We start from the raw sequence: 18,489 nt of genomic DNA, 5'->3' as shown, positions 1-18,489 counted from the left end.
GCTGCCGGAAAGTCGGACCGCCCTCCCTGCAAGCGAGAATGTTTCAACGCCTGCCACGTCTCGAAGCGCGATCAGCCTTGCGCCCGGCGCAGGCTGAGCGGGCGCATGTCGGTCCACACCGTTTCGATATGGGCAAGACAGTCCGCCTTGCTCCCCTCTTTGCCGACCGAGTGCCACCCCGGCGGCACGGCCCGATCCACCGGCCAGATGGAGAATTGTTCCTCATCGTTTGCGACCACCTGATAGGGCGTGTCTGCTTCCTCGCTCATCGGTTCGTGCCTTTCTGCGACAGGGGAAGAACGGCAGGACTCGGCGCAGATCCATCCGGGTCCGCGTCCTCCAGCGCGTCGAACGCGTGCAACAAGGCCTCCGCCTCCTCGTCTGACAGCGCGGCGAGCTGTTGCTCGACCACCGCCACTGCCAGTTGCGCAATGGTCGGGCGCTCGAACAGCGCGCGCACCGGAACGTCGAGGTCGAACGCCTCGCGGACTCGCGTGATGACCTGCATCGCGGTCAGCGAATGACCGCCGAGTTCGAAGAAATCGTCATCGACCCCGATGTCGGGGAGCCCAAGCACCTGCCCCCAAATCCCCTGCAACACCGCTTCGATCTCGTTTGCCGGGGCCCGGAACGCGCGGTCCAGGTCGGGACGCGCGATGCCGGGATCGGGGAGCCGTCGGCGGTCGACCTTGCCGGTCGCACCGAGCGGGAACGCGTCGAGGCAGACGAACTGCGTGGGGATCATATGCCCGGGCAGATTCCGCGTCAGAAACGCGCGCAGGCCGTTCGTCTCGACGGCAGCGCCCGCGCGGGGACGGACATATCCGACCAGGTGAAGATCGCTGCCGCTCCCGCGCGGTTGCACGACCGCCTCCGCAACATCGGGGTGTTCCGACAGCGCGGCCTCGATCTCCCCCAGCTCGACGCGAAACCCGCGGATCTTGATCTGATCGTCGTTGCGACCGAGGTATTCGATCGTGCCGTCCGGCCGCACCCGCGCGCGATCCCCCGTGCGATACAGCCGCGCGCCCGGCACGTCCGACCAGGCATCAGGCAGGAACCGCTCGGCGGTGAGCGCGGGACGCTTCTCGTATCCGCGCGCGATCGCCAGCCCCCCTGCGTACAGACCGCCAGCCACCCCGATGGGAACAGGCCGAAGCATCGAGTCGAGCAGGATGACGGCAGCATTGTCGACCGCGCGTCCGATCGGCGGGAGCGCCGGCCACGCGCCCGGGTCGCCCGTCAGGCTTTCGCAGGTCACCCAATGCGTTTCGGTCGGGCCATAGGCGTTGTGTAGCCGGCAGCCACCAAGTCCGGCGAAGAAACGTCGGATGTCGTCGGTGATCACCAGCCGCTCCCCGGTCGATACGACATCGGCAAGCGCGAAGCCGCCAAGTCCCGCCGCAACCGCATGATGCGCGAGCTGCTGAAGCGCGGTGAACGGCAGGAACGCGCGCTCGATCCGGTTGTCGATCAACAGCCGGCGCAGTGCGGCCATGTCGCGCCGCTCGTCTTCGCGGCACAGCACCACGGTTCCGCCGGCGGCGAACGTGGCGAGGATCTCGATGAAGCTGACGTCGAAACTGAAGGACATGTATTGCAGCGTGCGCGCGCCGGGCGTGGTCGGCGCGATACCGTTCTGCCAGTGGATCAGGCTGGTCAGCGTGGCCTGTCGCAGCCCGGCGCCCTTCGGATGCCCGGTCGAGCCGGACGTATAGAGAATATAGACGAGGGCGTCCGGACCCGGCGCGTCGTCGAGCGGCGTATCCGGTTGCTTGGCGAGCAAAGGCCAGTCGGTATCGAGCCGGAAGACGGTCGCCGCGCTGTCCGGCGGCAGTCGCTCCAGCAGCGGTTCCTGCGTCAGCAACACCCCGAACCCGACGTCGGACGCCATGAACGCGAGCCGGTCGACCGGAAACGCCGGGTCGAGCGGAACATGCACGCCCCCCGCCTTCAGGATTGCAAGCAGCCCGACGATCATTCCGATCGATCGACCGACGCAGATCCCCACCGGGACGTCGGCGCGGACGCCGAGCCGCCGCAGGGCATGCGCGAGCCGGTTCGCACGGCGATCCAAGTCGGCATAACAGACCGCTTCACCGTCGAGGAGCAGCGCGATCTCGTCCGGAAAGCGGCGCGCGGCCGCCTCGAACAACTGGTGCGGACATCGTGGGTCCTGCGGCATGCTGCTGGTGTTCACGCGAACGAGCTGCGCGCGTTCGGCGGCCACTGGCATCACCAGTTCCCGGCAGGGCCGGTCGGGCGCGGCTAGGACTTGGGTGAGCAGGTTGGTGAAATGTCCGCTCATCCGCTCGATCGTCGCACGATCGAACAAGGCCGTGCGATACTCCCAGACGCCCGCCAGCCCTGCCCCGCTCTCGGTCTGGTACAGGCTGAGGTCGAACTTGGCGGTGCCGGTGGCGATGTCGAAACCGCGGTCCTCCCCGGCATCACCGACTCCCGCCCCGCCCCCGCCCCCGCCCCCGCCCTGAAACACGAACAGGATCTGGAACAGCGGATTGGCGCCGAGATTGCGATCCGGCCGGAGCGCCTCGACCAGATATTCGAAGGGGACGTCCTGATGCGCATAGCCTGCGACGCACACGTCCCGCACCCGCCGCACCGCCTCACGGAAACTCAGCCCATCTTCCAGCCGGATCCGCAGCACGAGCGTGTTGAGGAACAGACCGACGACATGCTCGATCTCGGACCGGTCACGGCTCGCGATCGGCGTACCAACCGCAATATCGGTCTGGTCGGCATAGCGCCGCAATTGCAGGACGAACACCGTCAGCGCCGCCATGAACACCGTCGCCTGCTCGTCCGTTGCGATCCGCCACAGGCGGTCGGCAAGGGCCTTCGATATCGCGAACGGCACGACGTCGCCGGCGGCGGACGGCGATGCGCCGCGCGGCCGGTCGACCGGGAGATCGAGCACCGGCGGCAGGTCCGCCAGCTGGTCCAGCCAATATTGCATCGCACGCGATCGCCGACCGTCCGCCAGCGTTGCCCGCTGCCACGCGGCGAAATCGGCATATTGCACCGGAATCGCGGGGACAGCGGCAGGCATGCCGGTCATCTCCGCGTGATACAGCTCACCGAGATCGCGCGCGAGCGTCGCAAGCGACCAGGCGTCCGCGATGATATGGTGGAGCACGATCAGCAGCAGCGCGCGGCCTTCGCGAAGATCGTACAGCCGCGCGCGGATCAACGGCCCGCGCGCGAGATCGAACGGCCGCCGCACGATTTCGGTGGCCTGAACCACGGCGGTCTCATGCCGGGCCTCCGCATCGTCGCCCTCGCAGCCCAGCACTGGCAGCGTGATTTCGAGCGTGGGCGTGACCTGCTGGACCGGTTGCCCGTCGACCAGGCCGATTATCGTGCGCAACGCCGCATGCCGCGCGATCAGCGCGTTCAGGCTGCGGGACAAAGCCGCGGGATCGATATGCCGCAAGGTCAGCGTCAGCGGCATGTTGTACGTGGGCGTGCCGGGGTCGAGCTGGTCCAGGAACCACAGCCGTTCCTGTGCGAACGACAGGGGTGCCGGCCCGGCTGCCGCGCGTTGGGGGATAAGGAACGAAGGTCGGGCGACCGTTTCACGCATGGCGTCGGTCACCGCGTGCTCTCCGCAGCCGCGTACAGCCCCGCGGTGCCGCCGCCCGCCGATTCGACCAGCGCAGCCAGCCCTGCCACCGTCGGTGCCTGAAAGAACTGCGCCGCCGAAAGCTCGACCGACAGACCCTCGCGGATCCGCGCCAGCACGCGCATGGCCTGGAGCGATTGCCCGCCCAAGCGGAAGAAGACCTCGTGCGCGCCGATCGTCTCGCGGTGCAGCACCTCCGCCCAGATCCGCGCGATTGCCTGTTCGATCGCGCCGGTCGGGGGATCGGACAATTCGTCCGGGAGCTTCGTCGCGGGTGGTGGTGGTAGCGCCGAGACGTCGCGCTTGCCGCTCGGCGTCAACGGGATCGCCTCGATCGCGACAAACGCCGACGGCACCATATGCGCCGGCAAGCTCTTGCTGCAGGCATCGGACAGGACGCCCGGATCGATCGCCGCGCCGGACGCAGGGCAGACATAGGCGATCAGCACCGCGTGCTCGGTCCCCGCGTCCCGGCACAGCACGATCGCGTCACCGACAGAGGGCTCGCGGAGCAGCACCGCTTCGATTTCACCCGGTTCGATCCGGAACCCGCGCAATTTCACCTGCCGGTCAGCACGACCGCAAAAGTCGATCGCACCCTCCGCAAGGAAGCGCGCCAGATCGCCCGTGCGGTACAGTCGCGCGCCCGGCACGATCGCGAAGGGATCGGGCACGAACGCCGCCGCGGTGAGCGCGGGGCGATTCCAATACCCCTGCGCCACCTGGACGCCGCCGATGTACAGCTCGCCGATCGCGCCGATCGGAACCGGTGCCATGCGCGCATCGAGGATGTGGATCGCCGTATTGGCAACCGGACGCCCGATCGGCACGGTCGCCCACGGATCCGCCGCGCTGCACGTCCAGGCGGTGACGTCGATCGCGGCCTCGGTCGGGCCGTACAGGTTGTGGAGCGCCGCGAGGCCCTTTGGAAAACGGTCCTGCACCACGCGTGGCAAAGCCTCGCCGCTGCAGTAGACGTGCCGGAGCGACGGGAGCGCGGTATCGCCGAGATCGTCGAGGAACACGCGCAGCATCGAGGGGACGAAGTGCAGGTGCGTGATCCGCTGTTCCGCGATCACCCGCGCGAGATAGCGCGTGTCGCGGTGCCCGCCCGGTTGCGCGAGGACGAGGGTCGCACCCGTCAGCAACGGCCAGAACAGCTCCCACACCGAGACGTCGAAGCTGATCGGCGTCTTTTGCAGGATCCGGTCGCCCGGGCCGATCGGATAGGCGTCCTGCATCCATAACAGGCGGTTCACCACCCCCCGATGCGCGTTCATCACCCCCTTGGGCCGCCCGGTCGACCCGGAGGTGTAGAGGATATAGGCGGTCGCCGCTTCGGGCGTCGCTGTTTCGGTCCAGCCCCATGCCCCCGACGCCGCATCCGTCAACGTGACGCAGCGGCACCCGTCCAGTGCCGTGCCGTCCGTCGCGGTCACCGCGAAGACGATCCCGGCATCGGCGACCATCTCGGCGAGGCGCGCGGTGGGATAGCCCGGGTCGAGCGGGACATACGCTGCCCCTGTATTGAGGACCGCGAGCAACGCGACGATCAGCTCGAGCGACCGCTCCAGATGAATTCCCACCCGGTGCCCGGGTCCAGCACCAAGCCTGGCGAACCCCGCTGCAACCGTGGTCGCCCGTTCGAGCAGATCGGCATAGGTCAGCCGCTCCCCATCGAGCAGCACGGCGGGAAGGTCGGGAGTCCGCGCGGCCTGCGCCACGATCAGCGCGTGGAGGCTTCCGCTCCGGTCCCACGCCATCTCGGTCGCGTTCCACAGCGCGCGCTGGCGCTGTTCCTCGGGCGGCACCAGCGAAAGCATGCTCAGCGGCGCATCCGGATCGGCGACCACCGCTTCCAGCACCGCGACGAAAGTCGCCGCCAGTCGTGCGACCGTCGCGGGCTGGAACAACGACGGGTCGAACTCGATACCCCCCGCCACGCCATCGTCGGTCCCGAGCAGATGCAGGCTGAGATCGAACTTGCTGCTCGCTACCAATGCGTCGGCAGCGGTTCCGGCATTGCCTCCGGCCTGCGCCAGATAGGCGAAAAACACCTGGAACACCGGGTTCGCGCCCTCGACCCGCTCTGGTGCCAGATCTGCCACCAGCCGTTCGAACGGAAGCTCCTGATGCGCGAGCGCCCCCAGCACCGTCGCCCGCATCCGACCGATGACGCCGCGGAACGACGGATCGCGCGAGAGATCGGTGCGGAGCGCCAGCGCGTTGACGAACAGGCCGATCAGTCCTTCATCCTGCGCGCGGACGCGATTGGCGACCGGCGTGCCGAACACGATGTCCTCCTGTTGCGCATAGCGCCGCAACAGGATGGCGAAGGCGGCCGCAAAGACCACGAACGGCGTGCTGTTCTCGTCGACCGCAATCTGGCCGATCCGTTCGGCGAGCGTGGCGTCGATCGAGAACCGGTGCTGTCCGCCCGCAGCGCCGGTCCGCCTCGCCCGCGGGCCGTCGTGCGGCAGCGTCAGCACCGGCGCGCCCGCAAGCTGCGCGCGCCAATAGTGCAACAGCGGTGCCGCCTCAGGCCCCGCGAGGCGGCTGCGCTGCCATGTGACGAAATCGCGATACCGGCCCCCCGTTTCAGGAAGTGGCGATGGCTGCCCGGTGCTGAAGGCATGATACGCGGCGGCGAGCTCCCCGGTGAGCAGGCCGACCGACCAGCCGTCCGCTGCGATATGATGGATCGTCAGCAGCAGGCAGGCCCAGGCGCCGTCGATCAGCACGAGATGCGCGCGGAGCAGCGGTCCGCGTCGAAGATCGAACGGGGTGTTGGCCTCCTGCGCTGCCAACTGCGCCAGCCGCCGCGCGCCCTCTTCCCCGGGGAGGTCGCGCAGATCGGTCCGCGCCAGCGGAAGCGTCAATTCCGCATGGATCACCTGGACGGGCTCGCCCCGCACCGCCTCGAACACCGTCCGCAGCGGCTCGTGCCGGTGAACCACTTCGTCCAGCGCGCGGCGCAACGCGGTCTCGTCGACCGGCGCGGGGAGGCTCATTCCGGTGGGAATGTTATAGGTCGCGCTGTCCGGCTCGATCTGCGCGAGGAACCACAATTGCTCCTGCCCGTGCGACAACGGCGCGCGCGCGATCCGCGTCTCTGCGGGGTCCGGCGCGGCGGGCGGGGACACGTCCGGCGCACTGCCCCGACGCGCGTCGATCAGCGCGGCGATCGACCGGATCGTCATGGCCTGCAGGATGTCGCCGACGGTCACCTCCCCGCCAAGCGCATCGCGCAACCGCGCCCCGATCTGCGCGGCGGCGAGCGAATGGCCGCCGACCTCGAAAAAATTATCGTCGAGTCCGACGGTCTCGAGGTTGAGCACCGTGCGCCAGACCGTCGCGATCGTTTCCTCGGTCTCGGTGCCAATCACCGTCCCACGCCCGCCTTCGCCCGCATCGCGCGGGGACAGGTCAAACGCCGCGAGTTGCTTGCGCGCGACCTTGCCGTTCTCGGTCAGCGGCAGGTCAGCGTGGAGCGCGATCCGCGAGGGTACCGCGTGTGCGGGCAACGTCTGCCGGACGAAGTGCCGCAACGTCGCCTCCGCAACGCGCGCGGTGCCGACCGCGACATGCGCTACGATCGTCCGCCCGCCGGACGGCTGATCGACCACCAGCGCCACCGCATGGCGGACCGCCGGATGCCGACACAGCGCCGCCTCGACTTCGCCCAGCTCGACTCGAAAGCCGCGGACTTTCACCTGATCGTCGCCCCGGCCGAGATATTCGATCTCCCCGTCCGCGAGATACCGGGCGAGATCACCCGTCCGGTACAGCCGCCCTCCCGCGCCCGCGCCTTCGCCGAAGGGATCGGGGATGAACCGCTCCGCCGTCAGGGCGGCGCGGCGGAGATATCCGCGCGTCACCGCGGTGCCGCCGATGTAGAGTTCGCCCGTTACCCCGACGGGCACCCGGTTGAGATCGCGATCGAGCAGGTGGATCCAGGTGTTGGCGATCGGTCGTCCGATCGTCGTCGGGCGCAGGCCGTCGAGATCGGTTCCGGCGACCCACATGCTCGCCTCGGTCGGGCCATAGGCGTTGAAAACCCGCGGGACGACGCCCCGCCAGCGCGCGACCAGATCGGGCGGACACGCCTCCCCCATCACGGTGATCAGTCGCAGGTCGGGCAGCGGCTCGACCGGTAGCACCGCAAGCGCCGATGGCGGCAGCGACAGGACCGTCACGCACTGCGCCCGCACGGTATCGAGCAGCGCGAGTCCCGGCATCGACGCTTCCGCCGTCGCGACGACGAGCGATGCCCCGCCCGCCATCCACATCAGCATCTCGTACATCGATGCGTCGAAATTGAGCGAGGCGAACTGCAGGATGCGGTCGCCGGGATGGATCGCCAGCACGTCTGCCTCGACCATCGCCGCGTTCACCGCGCCGCGGTGCGGCACCACCACGCCTTTGGGCAGCCCCGTCGAGCCCGAGGTGTAGATGACGTATGCCGCATTGTCCGGCAAGACGTCGTCGGGCGGCGCGCTTTCGGGATAACGAGCGAACCGCGCTTCGTCGTCATCGACAAACACCGGACGCGCGGCAAGCGGCACCAGATCCGCCAGCGCACTCTGCGTCAGCACGAGCTTTGCGCCGGCATCCTCGACCATGAACGCGCGCCGTGCCGCCGGATAGTCCGGGTCGAGCGGCAGATAGGCGGCCCCCGCCTTGAGCACGGCAAGCACCGCGATGATCGCATCCGGGCCGCGGCGCATCATCAGGCCGACGATATGTTCGGGCCCGGTGCCGCACGCGCGCAAATGCCAGGCGAGGCGGTTGGCGCGGGAGTCGACCTCTGCGTAGGTAAGCCCCTCGGTGGCTGACGACAGCGCTTCGGCCCGAGGGGTGCGCCGTACGTGTCCGGCGAAGATATGGTGGATGCAGCCGCCCGCGTCGCGTGGCACATGGGTCGCGTTCCACGCCGCGCGCTGGTTTCGTTCCTCCTCGGTCAGCAGCTCGATTTCGCGCAGCCGGCGCTCCGGATTTTCGGCTATCGACTTCGCCAGCGCTTGCCAGTGACTGCCCATGCGCACGATCGTCGCCTCGTCGAACAGGTCGCGACTATATTCGAACGTCCCTTCGAAGCTCTGTTCGGTCTCGACGACGGACAGCGAGAGATCGAACCGCGAGAAGCCCGTATCGATCACCGGCGGTGCGTGGTCCGACCCGCCGCCCGATCCGCCAACCGCACCACCCTGCGGCTTGTTTTGCAGCGAGAACATCACCTGGAACAGCGGGCTGGCATTCGCCGCACGCTGTGTCTTCGACGCGTTGACGAGCATCTCGAACGGGAGGTCCTTGTGCGCGAGCGCGTCGAAGAACGTCGCACGGACCTGATCGAGCAGGTCGCCGAACGTCTCGATGCGCTCAAGCCGGATCCGTACCGCGAGCGTGTTGAGGAAGAAGCCGATCAGCCGCTCATGCTCGGGCTTGTCGCGCAGCGCGACCGGGGTTCCGATCACGAGATCGTCGGTTCCGGCGTAGCGTTGCAAAAGCACCGCGAACAGGCTCAACCCCGTGACGAACGCGGTGCAGCCGCGTGCGGCACCGATCGCGGCAAGCGTGCGCGCCGTCGTCGCCTCCAGCGCGACCTGATGACTCCCCCCGAGCGGAGACCGATGCAGCGGCCGGGGCCGGTCACTCGGCAGGTCGAGCACCGGCGGGGCATCCGCCAGTCGATCGGTCCAATGCTGCACCAGTCGATCGCACGCCACGCTATCGAGACGCGCCCGCTGCCACGCGGCGAAGTCTGCATATTGTACCGGCAGCTCCGCCAGCGGAGACGGCGCGCCCGCCGCGAATGCCGCGTAGAGCGTCTGTAATTCCTCGACCAGCAAGCCGAGCGACCACGCATCGCAGACGATGTGATGCAGCACCAGGACGAGGCGATAGCCGGGCTCCGGATGGTCGACCCGGATCAGCGTGGCCCGCAGCAATGGTCCATCCGACAGCGAGAACGGCCTGCGGATCACCGTGGTGCAAAGCTGCGAGAGCGCCTCCTCGACGCTTTCGCCGGCCACCGGCGACAGGGTCCGCACGTCGATCGGCACGGCGGTGTCTTCTCGCAGTTCGGGACGGACGCGGTCGTCGCGAAACACGAAGCCGGTCCGCAATACCGCGTGCCGCCGAACGACTTCCTCGAGCGCACGCTGCAGGACGGCGGGATCGAGCGTGGCGTCCAGCGGCAGGACGACCGGGACGTTATACGCGGGGTTGCCCGGCTGGACCTGATCGATCAGCCACAGCCGCTCTTGCCCGAACGACAGTCGCGGTGCCGCGTCGGCCGGATCCGCGATCGTCGTCGCCCGTTGCGCCTTACGCGCGGCAAGACGTCGTTGCAGCAAGGCGATCTGCCCGGGCGACAGACTGGCGGCGCGATCGCTCGCGGCGGGTTTCGGGCCCTCCTCCGAAGTCATCGCGGGATTCGGATCACGAGCGCACCAGCGCGGCGACGGCCTGCGCCGCGCCAACCGTCGCCGCGGCCAGCCGCGCCACGGCGCTGGCGCACATCTGCGCCGGGTCGACGATCCGCCACAACGCCTTCAGCCGATCGAGATAGGCGACCGCCGCCTGCTCTACCGCGGAATGATACGCCGTTCGCGCCTGCTGGAGCGCTTCCTGCTGCTCCTGCCAGGCCCGCTGCCACTGCTCGTGTCCGTCGCGGACCGCATCGTTGATCGCGTCGTGAAAGCGTTCCGCCGCACCGACCAGCGTTTCCGCCGCGGTCTGCGACCCCGGATCGACGCCATGGACCGACGTCGACCAATTCTGCTGCGCATTGATGCATTTGTGCTGGGTCGCCAGCGTGATCTGCTGACGTCCGATATCTCCCTGCAAGGTCTTGCGCGATCCCTCCCGCGTTGCGGTTTCCCACGCCGCCTGGATCGTACGACGACACGCCTCCGCTGCGTCCGCGATCTCGGCGTCGAACGTCTTCGGGGTTGCGACGCTCCCGGCATCTCGACCCGATCGCTGATCGGTATCGGGCACCTCGGCCGCAAGCGCGGGGGTCGGGGGCGAATCCGCCGCCGGGTCTCCGGCCGCAGGCGCGCCGCTTTTGGTCGGTCGTGGCTCTTTCTGCTCGGGCTGGGGCATTGTCCGCTTCCTCTGTCGCGTCAATTGAACCGTTTCTGGGCGGGCCGGCAGCAGTAGAGCAGCATCCGGTCATCGATCGAGATCGCCTCGGCATGGTCGAGCCCCGCAGCCGCGAGACGGGCATCCAGCTCGACGGCCGTTCCGTCCCAGCCTGACAGCTTGCGCATGTCCTCGTCCGAATAGATGCTGAGCAGGTCGCGCGCCCGTCGCGCGGTCTCGGTCCAGATCGTGAAGAACAGGACGCCATCCGGCGCCAGCAGCCCGCGAAACCGCTCGAGCGCGCGTTGCAGGTCATCCCCGCTCGCCATGCCGCGCGGATCGCGCTCGAAGTGCATGAAGGTGCCGAGCATGCAGGTGATGACGTCGAACGGTCCGTCGAAGCGGAACGCCTCGGCGCAGAAGTCGGCGTGTTCGATCCGGATTCGCGCATCGCCGCCGCAGGTTTCGCGCACATTGTGCCGCGCGAAGCGGACCGCGTCCCAGTCATAATCGACCCCAAGGATATCGCCGTCTGCGCGGACCGCTGCGCGCAACGCGATCGGGTAGCGCGCGGTACAGGTTCCGACGTCGAGGATGCGACCGATCGTCCCCCAGGTGCCGCGTGCGTGCAGCGTCCGCTCGACCGCGGCGAACTCCGCGCGCTTCAGCCGTTCGTCGGCTTCGCTCAGGTCATGATCGTAGCGCGCCAGCCACAGCGGATGATATTCGATCCGCGCCGCCGCCGCATCCAGTCCTGCACGGACCCGCTGCAGGAAGTCGGCCGCGGCTGTCGCCGTCTTCCACACGTCGTCGAAATACCCGCTCGCCTGCTCGAACGAGGCCGCGAAATCGCACAGGGCGGGGGTATGGATATCGACCGAGCGGACGGTGCCGCTGCTGCCGCCACGAAAGATGTCGAACCGCCAGTCGTCATAGATCGCGATCTCGGCGTCGCTGCCATCGATCGCCCAGGCGCTCGGCAAGGCCCGGTGGCTTTGCGCCGTGTCGTGCGCGATCCGGACATCGCACCCCAGCGCAATCAGCGCATCGACCGTCGCGATCAGCGTATCCAGCCGTTCGTCGAGCGCGCGCGCACCGGCATCGTCGCCATATTTGCGCAGCAGGACGTAATCGTCGCGCCACCGGCGGATTTCCGCCTCCGGAGAACGCGGGAGCAGGAACAACCGGCGGACCGCCTCCCCGTTCGCGGCGAGTGCCCTCGCGACGTCGCGGTTCCAGTCGAGTACCTCGGCATCGGCACCGCCCCAGAAGCCCGACGACAGATAGGTCGTCGTCCAGAACCGCTGCCGCACCGCACCCAGTGCCGCGCCGTAAGTCAGCAGGCACAGACGGGGTGAATCGATGCGGATCGGCTCCCGCATCGTCGACTGCTGCCGGTGCCGGAACGCGTCCAGCCCGCTGGCGATCGTGTCGAGCGCCGCATAGCCGTCGAGCAAGGCCGCAGCGACGCCGAAATGGCGCAGTCCGGGAGCCGCGGCTTGGGTCATGTCGGTGGTCGCCATTGCCGCCACCTCACTCGGCCGCCGGGACCGTCGCGCCGGCCATCCGGCGCGGCGGTGCCCGGAACGGACAGCGATTGGCAAAAAAGCCCAGCCGCTTCTGGACGTCCTCGAACCGCGCCTGGGTCGCCTCCCCGGTTCGCGCGAGCAAAACCCGATCGAGCGATTCGGCGGATTCGACATAGTGCGTCAGCGGCGTCGCGACCGGCGTTCCGGCGGCGCTACCGGAAAGGCCGCGTCCGCGCGCCAGCGCCTTCATCGGGTCCTTGTTGCGCGCAGAAACCATCATGTGGCGCACCGCCTTGATCGCTTCCGGCGACCCGGTCAGCGACTTGGTCATGTCACCCCCCAGATTGTTGCGCGGCAGATGGAGATGCGAACTGCGCCAGTGGAAGATCAGCGCCTGCATCTTGAGCGCTTCGTCGATCAGCTGGTGAATCAGCCAGGCGCGGGGTTGGGCGAAACGCTGCCGCCGCACCTCGGCGATCCGCTCCGCGAATGCCGCCTCCCCCGCGTCGCCATCCCCCAGCAGGCCGGCGATCTCCGCGCTCAACTGCTGATACAGGTCATTGAACATGTGGTAATGCAGCCCGACCGAATGGCTGCCGCTGGTGAGCCCGAGGTTCTCGCGGATGGCATGATAATCGGTGGTCGACAGGTGATCCGCCATCGGCGGCACCGCCGCAGTCATCGTATCGATCAGCGTCACGACCGTTTGCAGCCGTTCCAGCGCGCTGGCGAGATCGCCGCGCCGAATGTCGAGGATCGCCGCCTCGCAGCGGTCGTTCGCCTCGTCGCCGAGCGTCTCGGGGATCTGGTGAAGCCCGCGAAACTGGGTGAAATAGGTGTCGCCCTGCAACACCCGCTCGTACACGCAGTCGCGGATGCTCGAGGAGACGACGAAGTCGCTGTAGGAGCCGACCGTCGCATCGACCTGCACCGTGGCGAGGCTCGCTTCCCAAGACATCGCCTCCTGATTGCAGACGCGCAGGAGATGGAGGAAATTGTATGGCGCGCTTTCCAGCGACCGTTCGGCGATGACCCCATGGGCGTCGATCCGTCCGTCCTCGATCGCCGCGATCACCTCCGCATCGAACAGTCGAAGCGTCGTCAGATACGTCTGGAACGCGGGCGAGTCCGACAGCTTCAGCACGCCGCGCGCCGCACTGCTGCCGAGCGCGCCGTTCAATCGCGCCGGCAGCAGCCCGAGCTGATTGACAAGGCGGTGGAACCCCTTCGCCCAGAAAAGTTTGACCACCGCGCCATCGAGATTGCCCTGATGCAGGTCGACACTGGCGCGTTCGATCAGGTCGTTGAGGTTGAGCAGCGCGATCTCGACCGACTGGAACAGGCTCCGCGCGAGGCTGGCGCTGGACGCCGTCGGCAGCGGGTGTTGGGCCCGGATTCCATCGAGGACGGCAAGGCCCTGCAGGTCGTAATAATTCTCGGCGATGACCCCCCGGTCGTTCCGGTACACCGCGCCGTCCTCGCTCAACTTCGGCATATCGACGACAGAATCCGCTTCGCGCTCCATGGACCATCCCCCGATCGAACCGACCCGACGCGCCTGTCCGTCGTCTGTCGACGGTCGCGCGGGCCATCCCGTTTCCCGGGGCAATCAATGCGGCGGACGCGATGGCAATGCCACGAACGACGCAACCATAAGCGATCTTCTCGCGGACCGGCGCTTCATCGCAGGTGCGAAATCGACCGGTTCGGTCAACGAACACGCGGTGCGCCTGCGACCGGAGCGCGGTTTCTCCGGCACTTGCACACGGCGCGGGCCGCCGACGCGGCAACGGATAGTGCAACCAAAGCGGGTGCGATCGATCGGTCCCCTGCCGACGAGCGCAGCCCGTGTGCCGTTCCGGTCAGTACCTTTGGCCGAACACCGTTAGCGTCAGGTCCGGTTTCTGCGTCGTAGTCGTAAGCGACACGCTTCCGATCCGGTCGAGCGCCGCCTGGTAACTCGCCGCCTGCGCCGACGCGCGCGCCACCGCCGCCTTGCTTGTCGCGCCCGCACTCGTACCGCCGTTCGCAAGCGCCGCCTTGGTCGAATCCCAATAAAGCGATCGATAGCCGGTCTGCGTGACGGACATCGCCTGCGTCACCGCATTGAGCGCGATCCCGGCATCTTGCGCAGTCGCGAGCGACAGGCTGGTCGACAGCCCGAGCCCGAACCGACCGCCGGGCGACACCTTGGGTGCGCCGGCCGGGCGGACCGGCGGCTGCGACAGGATCTGCGCGTCGATCCCGAGCTTGGCGAGCGCGTCCTGCCCGGGCGGCCCCGCGATCAGTTCGATCGTCGCGCCGCCCCGCGCGGTGATCTGGAACGCGCGGCCATCGCCCTTGATCGTGCTCGCGACGGTCGCCTTGCCCCCGGTGAGCAGGCTCAGCCGACTGGCGAGCGACGCGACCGTGTCGTTCGGCCCGATCGTCAGCTTGATCGCCGCGCCGCGATTGATGCGGATCGAGACGCTATCGCCAACCTTGACGCTCGTTTGCGTGACGAGGTTCGCGGAGACGTCGGGCGTGATCAGCCCGCGGCTGAGCCCGAGCGCGTCCAGCACCGTATCCCCGTTCGGCGCAGCCGCGACGCGGACCGCACCGACGTGGGTCCCAACCGCGCCGAACTGTTCGACCGCCGATACCGTCCCCGTCGCGGTATCGATCCGTCCGATGAAGCCGTCGACCGGCCCGCGTTGCGTCGTGCCCAACGTACCGCTGGTCCGCCCGCCGACGTACAGCGTGTCGCCAAGGAATCCGAGGCTATCGACCCGGTCGTCCCCCGTGGTGGCGAGATACGTCGTGGAGACGCTGCCCAAATCGGCACTGATCCGCGCAAGGAAGCCGTCGCGCCCGCCGACGGGCGCGTTGACCTGATCGCCGCCGACCGCGCCCAGGGTCGCTCCGCCGACCGCGATCAGCCCGTCCGCACCGATCGCCAAAGCGCTGCCCTGCGCCGTGCCAAGCCGGACGGTCCCGCCCTGCGGTTCGAGCGATGGGCCGTCGAACCGCTGCACCACGCTGGCCTCGCCCTGCTGGCTGAGCGCAACGAGCTGCCCCGCTGGATCGACCGCGAGCGCGGTGACCGAATCGTCGCCGCCGCTGTCGAGCGTCCGGTACTGCGCGAGCGTGCCGTTCGAATCGAGCCGCGCGAGATACCCATCGCCGCCATCGCGCGACGTGCGACCGCCGAGGAAGATCGTCCCGTCCGCGGCCACCGCGACCGCGCGCGCGCTGTCGAACGACCCGGCGCGCAGCTGCTGGGACATCTGTTGATCGCCGTTGGAGGCAAAGCGCGCGACCGTCATCGCGCTCCCCCCCGCGGGATCCGCCACCGTCCCCGCCACGACGATCCCGCCATCCGGCGCGAGCGCAAGCGCGGCACCCTGGGACGCGTCGGCGGTGCCCAGCCCACGTTGCCACAAGACAATCCCGCCGCTGTCGCGCTTGGTGACGAACAGCATGTCGGTGCCGTTCGACAGCACACTGCCGAGATCCCCGCGCGTCGTCCCGAGGACATAGGTCGCGCCCTGCGGATCGACCACGACCGCGCTGGCGGTGGTCGCCGCGGCAATCACCGGCGGTGGTGGTGCTACCGGGCGCGGTTTCCCCGGCACGGGTTTGACGACCGGGGTCGGACGCAGGGCAGCGGTCGCGCTTGCCCCCCGGTCGACCGCCGCGATCGTGCCGTCGAGCCGCTGCGCGATCGCGCCATCCGGCGCGTCGAAGCGCAGCATCTGGACCTTGGTCGCCGCGCTGGCTCCGGTCATATCTGCCGCAACGACAAGTGTCGAAGGCGCGCCCGGCTGATCGATCGTGATCCGCTCGTTCCCGGTTCGGTCGATTGTCAGGCCCCAGGCGTCCCCGGTCTTGGACGCGTGAACCTTGACGTCCCACTGCGGAACCGGATTGCCCGATGCGTCGAGTTTCACCGCACCATCCGCGTCGCGCGCCGGAATGGCGGCGATCGCACTGGTGATCGCGGTGGCGATGCCGTCGAGCGTCGGCGGTTGCGGCGCTTGCGACAGGTCGACCTCGACGACGTCCTGATGGTCCCGCTGCGCCAGCGTGATGCGGAACCGCTCGGTCCCCGCGACACCGGGCAGCGCAGCGGCGCGGTCGGCGACGACGCCCTTCCCGACGATCGCGGGGAGAACTGGCGGCCCACCGATCGCAACGCTTTCCGCCCGGGTGCGCGGCTGGTCGAAGGCAAGTTGCAACTGGGCGCCGGCTGTCGATCCCAGATACGCCTGCAAGTCCTTGAGGCCGCGCCCGAAACTGTCCTGATAGAGGGTGCGCTGCGCGTCGCTCGCGCCGCTATTTGCCGCAGCCTGTGCAAGCACGCGGAGCCGGTCGAGCGCCTTGTAGGTGGTAAAATCGGTCTGCACGTCGTGCGGCAGCGCCCCGGTTGCGGCGTGCGTGTCGATGACGGATACCATCGCCTGGACTGCGGCGACCGAGGGCGACGGCACGCGCGCCTGCGTCCAGGGGGCGGTGGTGGCCGGCGTCTTGAACTGCGCGTGCGCGCGGCGCTGCGCGTTGGTTTCGCTCGCGGGCGCGGTCGTCGCGGTCGGACCGTAAAGGGCAAACGCGTTCTTCCCCGCCAGGAGGCTCAGGCCGGCCAGGCCATTGGAGATATCCGCGGCCATCGCATGTCACTCCGGATCACGACCCTTCTGGGTCAGATCCCATCGTAGCGCGCGCGCCGGGTGTCCGGTCGCCGACGGGCGCTTTATTCAGTGCGTCGCCTCCACCCGCTCCGCCACTGCCGCCGGATCCCGCGCCAGCGCGACTGCCTCGTAAGCGATCAGCTCGCGGCAAATCCCGAGCGCCCGGTAGAAATCCCCCGCTGCGATATGCCGCGCGAAAGCGACGCACAGCGCCTTGGCCTCGTCCGCTTCGATCGCGCCGAGCAACGCATGAAGCAGCAAGACGACCTGATCCTGATAGCGTTCGCGCGCGCTCTCCTCGACATAGGCCATCATCGCCGCGAAATAGAGCCGCCGGGCCGGGGTATTGGCCTCGTCCGGCCCCATGATCTCGCTTTCGCGCAGCACCGCCGCGTGATTCTCGATCGCCAGCCGGGTCCGCCCGAGCGCGACCAGCACCGCGCCGTTGACGACGACCTTCTCCCCGTCCCGCAACCAGATCTTGAGCGCCACCGTGTCTCTCCCTTGCACCTGTGGCCATCGTAGATCGTGCAAGCGCCAACCGGTCGGCACCCGGCAAATTTTGCCGCATGCGACGTTTGCGATGCCTTAACCGTGAAAAAGTTCGCCACCCGAAACCGCCCCGCGAGGCGCGTTTCTACAAATGCAGCATGCCCCGCCAATCGCGGAGCATCGCGCGGGCCAGCGCTCTGGCCCCGGCTGCAGAAGCAGCCGTTGTTTGAGAAGGAATGTACATCATGGTTATGTCGGTCAATACCAACACCGCCGCTCTCACCGCGCTGCAGAATCTGAGCATGACGAGCACCGAGCTCGCCTCGACCCAGAAGCGGATCAGCACCGGCCTCAAGGTCTCCTCGACCAAGGACGATTCGGCTTCCTACACCATCGCGCAGACGCTGCGCGGCGATGTCGGCAAGCTCGCATCGGTCGGGTCGTCGCTGAGCCGCGCCAAGAGCACGGTCGACGTGGCGGTTGCGGGGACGCAGCAGATTTCCGATCTGGTCAACCAGATGGCCGCAAAGGCCACGTCGGCATCGGACGCGGGTCTCGACACCAACAGCCGCGATGCGATGGGTAAGGACTTCGACGCGCTGAAGCAGCAGATCCAGTCGATCATCGACTCGTCCAGCTTCAACGGCACCAACCTGCTGAAGGGCAGCGGTGGCAGCGTCAGCGCGCTGCAGTCCACCGACACCAGCGCAGCAACGCTCGATGTCGCGAACCAGGACTTCGACACGGGTGTCGTCACGGCAATCGGCTCCACGTTCACGGACGCCGCAACGGCCAAGACGATGGTCGACACGCTGAAGGACGTCTCGACGACGATCAACTCGAGCCTCAGCACGCTGGGTTCGGCATCGCGCAAGATCGACGGTCAGTCGAGCTTCGTGAACAGCCTGTCGGACGTGATCACCAGCGGCATCGGCAACCTCGTCGATGCGGATCTGTCGAAGGAATCGGCGAACCTGCAGGCGTTGCAGGTCAAGCAGCAGCTTGGCGTGCAGGCGCTGTCGATCGCCAACCAGGCACCGCAGAGCATCACCTCGCTGTTTCGCTAAGGTGA

The 18,489-nt window shown here is 68.2% G+C and carries 9 protein-coding genes; 1 reads left to right on the top strand and 8 read right to left on the bottom strand.

All coding sequences use genetic code 11. The features are described 5' to 3' along the window. Positions 1-71 precede the first annotated feature (71 nt). The 8 genes from RH91_RS13055 to RH91_RS13020 form a co-directional block, all read right to left on the bottom strand. Positions 72-269 carry an MbtH family protein gene (locus RH91_RS13055; protein ID WP_010163253.1) on the bottom strand — a complete coding sequence of 66 codons (198 nt, stop codon included), beginning with the start codon at positions 267-269 and terminating at the stop codon, positions 72-74. Then, the gene (locus RH91_RS13050) at positions 266-3,616 is read right to left on the bottom strand and encodes a non-ribosomal peptide synthetase (RefSeq protein ID WP_010163252.1); all 3,351 of its coding nucleotides are present in this window, start codon (positions 3,614-3,616) and stop codon (positions 266-268) included. The genes RH91_RS13055 and RH91_RS13050 overlap by 4 nt, the downstream gene beginning before the upstream one ends. Beyond that, the gene (locus tag RH91_RS13045) at positions 3,613-10,071 is read right to left on the bottom strand and encodes a non-ribosomal peptide synthetase (RefSeq protein WP_010163251.1); all 6,459 of its coding nucleotides are present in this window, start codon (positions 10,069-10,071) and stop codon (positions 3,613-3,615) included. The genes RH91_RS13050 and RH91_RS13045 overlap by 4 nt, the downstream gene beginning before the upstream one ends. Before the next feature lie 13 nt (positions 10,072-10,084). Next, positions 10,085-10,750, bottom strand: a complete 666-nt coding sequence (locus tag RH91_RS13040) for a hypothetical protein (protein WP_010163250.1) — start codon at positions 10,748-10,750, stop codon at positions 10,085-10,087. A gap of 20 nt (positions 10,751-10,770) precedes the next feature. Then, positions 10,771-12,252, bottom strand: coding sequence for a class I SAM-dependent methyltransferase (locus RH91_RS13035; protein WP_010163249.1), 1,482 nt, complete (start codon positions 12,250-12,252; stop codon positions 10,771-10,773). 10 nt (positions 12,253-12,262) lie between these two features. Next, positions 12,263-13,783: a hypothetical protein gene (locus RH91_RS22415; RefSeq protein ID WP_010163248.1), complete on the bottom strand. Its 1,521-nt coding sequence runs from the start codon at positions 13,781-13,783 to the stop codon at positions 12,263-12,265. A gap of 337 nt (positions 13,784-14,120) precedes the next feature. Further along, positions 14,121-16,904 carry a hypothetical protein gene (locus tag RH91_RS13025; RefSeq protein ID WP_010163247.1) on the bottom strand — a complete coding sequence of 928 codons (2,784 nt, stop codon included), beginning with the start codon at positions 16,902-16,904 and terminating at the stop codon, positions 14,121-14,123. An 87-nt stretch (positions 16,905-16,991) separates the two neighbouring features. Continuing rightward, a complete protein-coding gene (locus tag RH91_RS13020; protein WP_010163245.1) occupies positions 16,992-17,417 on the bottom strand; it encodes a flagellar biosynthesis repressor FlbT in 426 nt (141 codons plus the stop codon). A gap of 245 nt (positions 17,418-17,662) precedes the next feature. Between RH91_RS13020 and RH91_RS13015 the strand changes: the two genes are divergently transcribed. Continuing rightward, a complete protein-coding gene (locus tag RH91_RS13015) occupies positions 17,663-18,484 on the top strand; it encodes a flagellin (RefSeq protein ID WP_026046539.1) in 822 nt (273 codons plus the stop codon). The last annotated feature ends 5 nt before the right edge of the window (positions 18,485-18,489 follow it).

The organism is Sphingomonas sp. PAMC 26617 (genome assembly GCF_000242835.1).
Lineage (GTDB): Bacteria > Pseudomonadota > Alphaproteobacteria > Sphingomonadales > Sphingomonadaceae > Sphingomonas.
Note: the sequence above shows the minus strand (reverse complement) of the source record. Positions and strands in the feature narration are given on the sequence as shown.